The 6,892-nt window shown below is 74.7% G+C and carries 5 protein-coding genes; all 5 read left to right on the forward strand.

The window, feature by feature from the left end:
- The first annotated feature begins 102 nt into the window (after positions 1-102).
- A complete protein-coding gene (locus ABT084_RS37500) occupies positions 103-603 on the forward strand; it encodes a PaaI family thioesterase (protein WP_351054216.1) in 501 nt (166 codons plus the stop codon).
- Positions 596-1,738 carry an acyl-CoA dehydrogenase family protein gene (locus tag ABT084_RS37505; protein WP_351054219.1) on the forward strand — a complete coding sequence of 381 codons (1,143 nt, stop codon included), beginning with the start codon at positions 596-598 and terminating at the stop codon, positions 1,736-1,738. The genes ABT084_RS37500 and ABT084_RS37505 overlap by 8 nt, the downstream gene beginning before the upstream one ends.
- Positions 1,739-1,784: 46 nt before the next feature.
- Positions 1,785-3,749 (forward strand): FAD/NAD(P)-binding protein, encoded by a 1,965-nt coding sequence (locus ABT084_RS37510; RefSeq protein WP_351054222.1) that lies wholly within the window; start codon positions 1,785-1,787, stop codon positions 3,747-3,749.
- A 56-nt stretch (positions 3,750-3,805) separates the two neighbouring features.
- Positions 3,806-5,266 (forward strand): 3-carboxy-cis,cis-muconate cycloisomerase, encoded by a 1,461-nt coding sequence (pcaB, locus tag ABT084_RS37515; protein ID WP_351054225.1) that lies wholly within the window; start codon positions 3,806-3,808, stop codon positions 5,264-5,266.
- A partial coding sequence (locus ABT084_RS37520) for an anthranilate synthase component I (protein WP_351054228.1) occupies positions 5,263-6,892 on the forward strand: 1,630 nt, incomplete at its 3' end. The genes pcaB and ABT084_RS37520, both read left to right, overlap by 4 nt.

The following is a 6,892-nucleotide window of genomic DNA, read 5'->3' on the forward strand; positions in this document are numbered from 1 at the left end:
CCGAAAAATCAAACGCATACGAGTGGAACCAGCTCCACACATCCCCCGCACCGAACCCGAACAGAGAACGCGTCTGAGCAAACAACCCCGCCACGTCCCACGTTGTCCCAGACGTCCCTGCCCCCCGCCCCCGCCGTGCAGTTGCGCGGCATCGCCCCCGCGGACGAGCCCACCGAGGGCCGCCGGCTGCTCGCCGGGCTGGCCGACGGCAGCGTGCCGAACCCGGCCGCCGCCGGGACCCTCTCCCTGCCGCCCGCCACGTCCTGGTCGCCCGGCCGGATCCGCTGCGAGACCCGCTTCGACGCGTCCCTCACGCTGACCCCCGGAGTCGTCTTCGGCGGCTGGATCGCCTGCCTCGTCGACCACTTCGCGGGCCTGGTGATGCTCTCCGCCCTCCCCGACGGCAGCCGCTTCCTGACCGCCGGGCTCGGCGTCACCTACCACGCCCCGCTGTACCCCGGCCCGGTCACCGTGGACACGGAACTCACCACCTGCACACCCCGGCTGGCCGTCGCCCGGGTCACCTTCCACCAGGGCGGCCGCCTGGTCAGTACGGGCACGGTCGAGCAGATCATCCACCGCGCCGGAGGCACCGATGCGTGAAAGCGGCCTGGAGGCCGAGCACCTCGAATTCCGTTCCATGGTACGGGACTTCACCGAGAAGGAGATCGCCCCGCACCACGCGGCGTGGGAGCGGGAAGGTCTCGTGGACCGCGAGATCTGGCGCAAGGCCGGCCGGCTCGGCCTGCTCGGCATCGACGTACCCGAGGAGTACGGCGGCGGGGGAGTGCGCGACTTCCGCTACCAGGTCATCATCAGCGAGGAGTTGATGCGGGTCGGCGCCACCGGCATCGGCTTCGCCCTGCACAACGACGTCGTCGCCCCCTACCTGCTGGAGCTGGCGGACGAGGAGCAGCGGCGGCGCTGGCTGCCCGGATTCTGCTCGGGCGACCTCATCACCGCCCTCGCCATGACGGAGCCCGAGGCGGGCAGCGACCTCCAGGCCATCCGCACCAGCGCCCGGCTCGACGGGGACGCGTACGTCCTCAACGGTTCGAAGACCTTCATCACCAACGGCATCCACGCCGACCTCGTGCTCGTCGTGGCCCGGACCCGGCCGGGCACCGGAGCCCGCGGCCTGAGCCTGCTCGTGGTCGAGCGCGGCATGCCCGGCTTCTCCCGGGGCAACAAGCTCGACAAGATCGGCATGCGCGCCCAGGACACCGCCGAGCTCTTCTTCGACGACGTCCGGGTACCCGCCGCCAACGTACTGGGCACGCCCGGCCGGGCCTTCCTGCACCTCGCCAACAACCTGCCCCGCGAGCGCCTCGGCATCGCCGCCTACGCCGTGGCCGCCGCGGAGACCGCGCTCGAACAGACCCTGGAGCACTGCAAGGCGCGTACCGCCTTCGGGCAGGCCATCGGCTCCTTCCAGCACATCAGGTTCGAACTCGCCGAAATGGCGACCGAGTTGGACGTCACCCGGACGTATGTCGACCGGGCCGTCGCGGAACTCGACGCGGGCCGGCTCACCGCCGTGGACGCGGCGAAGGCCAAGTGGTGGGCGACCGACGTGCAGCGCCGGGTCCTGGACCGCTGCCTGCAACTGCACGGCGGTTACGGCTTCATGCGCGAGACCCCGGTGGCCCGGGCGTTCGTCGACAACCGGGTGCACCCCATCTACGGCGGCACCAACGAAATCATGAAAGAGATCATCGGCCGCGATCTCGGCGTCTAGTGCCGCCCGACCCCCGCCCGCGATGATCCCGAAGACGGAGACACCCGTGACCGACGCACCACTCGACGTCTGCATCATCGGCGCCGGCCCCCGAGGCCTGTCGGTGCTGGAGCGCCTGTGCGCCAACGCCACCCGCCACACCCGCGCCGCCGCCCTCACCGTGCACATGGTGGACCCGTACCGCCCCGGAGCCGGCGGCGTCTGGCGCACCGGTCAGTCCGGCCACCTCCTGATGAACACCATCGCCTCCCAGGTCACCGTGTTCACCGACGCCAGCGTGGAGATGGACGGCGTACTCGCCCCCGGCCCCAGCCTCTACGAATGGGCCAACTACCTCACCCTCATGGGCCCGTTCGAGAGCTACGACCCCGCGGTGCTGGAAGAGGCCCGCGCCCTGACCCCGGACACCTACCCGACCCGCGCCTTCTACGGCCACTACCTGGAGTGGGCCTTCGGCCGGGTGACCAGCACCGCGCCCGCGGCCCTGCGGATCCTCGTGCACCCGACCACCGCGGTCGACCTGTGCGACGAGGAGGACGGCCGCCAGAGCCTCACCCTCGCCGACGGCACGCGGCTGACCGGCCTGGACGCCGTCGTCCTCGCCCAGGGGCACCGCCCCGCGCGCGCCACCGAACGGGAGCGGGAGCTCGCCGCGTTCGCCGCCGGTCACGGGCTCACCTACATCCGCCCAGCCAATCCGGCGGACGTGGACCTCACCGCGATCCGCCCCGGCGAGAGCGTCGTCCTGCGCGGCCTGGGCCTGAACTTCTTCGATCACCTCGCCCTGCTCACCCTCGGCCGCGGCGGCACCTTCGTACGCCGTGACGGCGCCCTGGTCTACCGGCCCTCGGGCCGCGAACCCCGGGTGTACGCGGGCTCGCGCCGCGGTGTCCCCTACCACTCGCGCGGCCGCAACCAGAAGGGCGCCCACGGACGCCACGTACCGCTGCTGCTCACCCCGGAGCGGCTCGCCGCCCTCGGCGCGTCCGCGGACCGGGACCCGGGGCGGGGACTGGACTTCACCCGGGACCTGTGGCCACTGATCGCCAAGGAGGCCGAGACCGTCTACTACCGGGCCCTGCTCACCGAGCGGGGATGCGGCTGCGACGCCGACCGGTTCCAGAGCGCCACCCTCGCCCTCGCCTGGCGGTCGGCCGAAGAGGCGGCCCTGCTCACGGAGTTCGGGATCGCCGGAGCGGACCGCTGGGACTGGGAGCACCTCGCCGACCCGGCCCGCGCCCGGGTCTTCGAGAGCCCGGCCGAGCACCGGGACTGGCTGCTCGGCGTCCTGCGCGCGGACCTCGCCGCCGCCGAGAGCGGCAATGTGGACGGCCCGCTCAAGGCGGCCCTGGACGCGCTGCGCGACCTGCGCAACGAGATCCGGCTGCTGGTCGACCACGGCGGCCTCACCGGCCGCTCGCACCGGGACGACCTGGAACGCTGGTACACCCCGCTCAACGCGTTCCTGTCCATCGGCCCGCCCGCCGGGCGGATCGAACAGCTGGCCGCGCTCGTCGACGCGGGTGTGGTGCAGATCCTCGGACCCGGTCTGCGCGTCACGCCCGACCCGGAGGCCGGTGCCTTCACCGCGTCCTCCCCGCGCGTGGCCGGCTCCGAGGTCCAGGCGACCGCCCTGATCGAAGCGCGGCTGCCGACGACGGACGTGCGCGAGACCACCGACCCGCTGATGCGGCGGCTGCTCGCCTCCGGCCAGTGCCGCCCGTACGTCGTCCCGGACCCCGGCCCGACCGGTCACCAGACGGGCGGGCTCGAGGTCACCCGGCGCCCCTACCGGCTCGTGGACGCCGCGGGCCGCGCGCATCCGCGCCGCTTCGCGTACGGCGTGCCCACCGAGTCGGTGCACTGGGTCACCGCGGCCGGGGTGCGCCCGGGGGTCAACTCCGTGACCCTCGGCGACTCCGACGCCATCTCCCTGGCGGTCCTCGCGCTGGCCGGGCCCCCGGCCCCGCAGCCGCTCACCGCTCCGCTCGGGCAGGGGGCATCCCGGTGAACATCACCCCTGGGCACGCCGCCCCTGGGCACGCCGCCCCTGTGCACACCCCTGCCGTGGACGCCGGCCTCCTCTCGCCGGTCCGCGCCGGGACGGCCGCCGAGGCCGCCACCGACGACGCCGCCTGCCTGCAGGCCATGCTCGACGTGGAATCCGCGCTCGCCGCCGCCCAGGCGGAACTGGGTACGGTGCCCCGCTCCGCCGCCCTCGCCATCCGGGCGGCCGCCCGGGCCGAGCACTTCGACCTGGCCGAACTCGCCCGCGCGGGGCGGGAGTCCGCGAACCCGGTGGTCCCGCTGGTACGGATGCTGGCCGGGCGGGTCGGCGCGAGCGACCCCGACGCCGCCCACTTTGTCCACCAGGGCTCCACCAGCCAGGACGTGCTCGACACCGCCCTGATGCTGGTCGCCGCCCGCACCCTCGCGCCGATCCTGGCGGACCTGGACCGCACGGCCGACGCACTGGCCGCCCTCGCCCGGCGGCACCGCGACACCCCCGCGGCGGCCCGCACCCTGGGCCAGCACGCGGTGCCCACCACCTTCGGCCTGCGGGTGGCGGGCTGGCTCCAGGGGGTCCTGGACGCCCGCGAACGCCTGCGCCGCGTCCGCGCCACGGGCCTGCCCGTGCAGCTCGGCGGCTCGGCGGGCACGATGGCGGGCTATCTGGAATACGCCCTCCTCCACGCCCCGGCCGCCGCGCCCGCGGTGCGGGAGCGGCTGGCCGGACTGGTCGCGGAGGGGCTCGGGCTGGCCGAGCCGCTCGTCCCCTGGCACACCGTCCGGACCCCGCTCGCGGACCTGGCCGCCGCCCTCGGCCTGACCGGCGCGGCCCTCGGCACGATCGCCGCGGACGTCCAGCTCCTCTCGCGCACCGAAACGGGCGAGCTGCACGAACCCGCGGCGACCGGCCGGGGTTCCTCCTCCGCCATGCCCCACAAGCGCAACCCCGCCCTCTCCGCCCTCATCAGGTCGGCGGCCCACCAGCTGCCCGCACTGGTCTCGACCCTCGCCCACGCGGCCGTCACCGACGACGAACGCCCCGCCGGAGCCTGGCACGCCGAATGGCAGCCGCTGCGGGAGTGCCTGCGCCTCGCGGGCGGCGCGGCCGCCACGGCCGCCGAACTCACCGGCGGCCTGGTCGTGCACGCCGACCGGATGCGCGCCAACCTCGCCCTGACCGGCGGCCTGGTCGCCTCCGAGCGGCTGGCCGCCGCGCTGTCCCCGGAATTCGGCCGGGGACCGGCCAAGGCCCTGGTCACCCGGGCCTGCGCCCGGGCCGCCACGGAAGGCCGCTCGCTGGCCGACGTCCTCGCCGGAACCCCGGAGCTGAGCGGGCGGATCAGCCCGGCCCGGCTCGGCGAACTCTGCGACCCCGAGCGGTACACGGGCGCCGCCGCCCACCTCGTGGACCGGATCCTGGACCGCCACGCCACCCTCCGCGCCGCCCCCGCCGCGTCAGCCCCCACCACCCCGGCCCCGCACCGCGCCCGCCCCGCGAAGGAGAAGACCTCCCGATGACCACCACCCTGCGCTCCTGGCCGACCCCCGGTGGCCTGCACGTCACCCGCCGGTCCGAAGAGCTCGACCCCACCGCCGCCCGGCAGGCCCTGGCCGCGCTGGAGACCCGCCTCGACACCCGGCGCGGCCTGCTGCTGTCGGGGCGCAGCGAACAGCCCGGCCGCTATCGCCCGTACGACCTCGGCTACAGCGACCCCCCGCTCGAGATCGTCCTGCGGGCCCGGCGCCTGGAACTCGCCGCGCTCAACGACCGCGGCCGGATCCTGCTGGACGCGCTGGCCGACGTACTCGCCCCCCACGTCGCCGTCGAACGGCAGGGCAGCGACCACCTGGCCGCGGACATCCCCGCGGACACCGGATTCGCCTCCGAGGAGGAACGCACCCGCAGGCCCTCCGTCTTCGGCGTGCTGCGTCACCTCATCGCCGCGCTGGCCAGCCCCGAGGACCACGTCTGGGGCCTGTACGGCGCCTTCGGCTACGACCTGGTGCTCGACTTCGACCCCGTACCGCTGCACCAGGAACGCGACCCGCGCGACCGGACCGTCGTGCTCCACCTCCCCGACGCGATCCTGGAGGCGGACCCCGCGACCGGCACGGCCGTCCTGCACCGGTACGAGTTCGCGTACGCGGGCCGCGGCACCGCCGCGCTGCCCCGCACCACGCCCGAGGCCGCGCAACCCCCGGCCGTGCTGCCCGCGACGCCCGGCGACCACGAACCCGGCGCCTACGCGGACCTGGTGCGCCGCGCCCAGGAGCGGTTCCACGCGGGGGAGATGTTCGAGGTCGTTCCCGGACAGGTCTTCCACCGCCCCGCCACCGCCGCCCCGTCCGCCGTCTTCCGCCGGCTGCGCGAGCGCAACCCCGCGCCGTACGGGCTGCTGGTGAACCTCGGCGAGGGCGAGCACCTCGTCGGGGCCTCGCCGGAGATGTTCGTACGGGTCGACGGCGCGTCCGGGACCGTCGAGTCCTGCCCGATCAGCGGCACCATCGCGCGCGGTGACGGCCCGATGCAGGACGCCGAGCGGATCAGGGAACTCCTGGCCTCGGCCAAGGAGGAGTCCGAACTCACGATGTGCACCGACGTCGACCGCAACGACAAGGCCCGGGTCTGCCGTCCCGGCAGCGTCGAGGTGCTCGCCCGCCGCCACATCGAGATGTATTCCACCCTCATCCACACCGTGGACCACGTCCGCGGACGGCTGCGCGCGGACCGGGACGCCCTGGACGCCCTCGTCTCCCACATGTGGGCCGTCACGGTCACCGGCGCCCCCAAGCGCGCCGCGATCGCCTTCGTCGAGCGCCACGAGCGCAGCCCGCGGCGCTGGTACGGCGGCGCGGTCGGCCGGATCGGCTTCGACGGCGGGGTGGACACGGCGCTGACCCTGCGCACCGTCCAGTTCCGCGACGGCGTGGCCGCCGTACGCGCCGGGGCGACCCTGCTGTACGACTCCGACCCGGAGGCGGAGGAGCGCGAGACCCGGCTCAAGGCCCGGGCCCTGCTGGATGCGGTCGAGGGCGGGGTACCAGGACAGCATCGGCGCCACCCCGGCCCACTGGCAGCACCGCACCGGGGTCTCCCCGGCGCTGCGCGAGGAGATCTTCCTGCTGCTGTGCGGGGCGCTCCTC

The organism is Streptomyces sp. NPDC002138, assembly GCF_040296485.1.
Taxonomy (GTDB): Bacteria; Actinomycetota; Actinomycetes; order Streptomycetales; family Streptomycetaceae; genus Streptomyces.

Bases quoted from the DNA above. Each gene is read 5' to 3' on its own strand.
- ABT084_RS37505 (WP_351054219.1), top strand. From the start codon at position 596: ATGCGTGAAAGCGGCCTGGAGGCCGAGCACCTCGAATTCCGTTCCATG.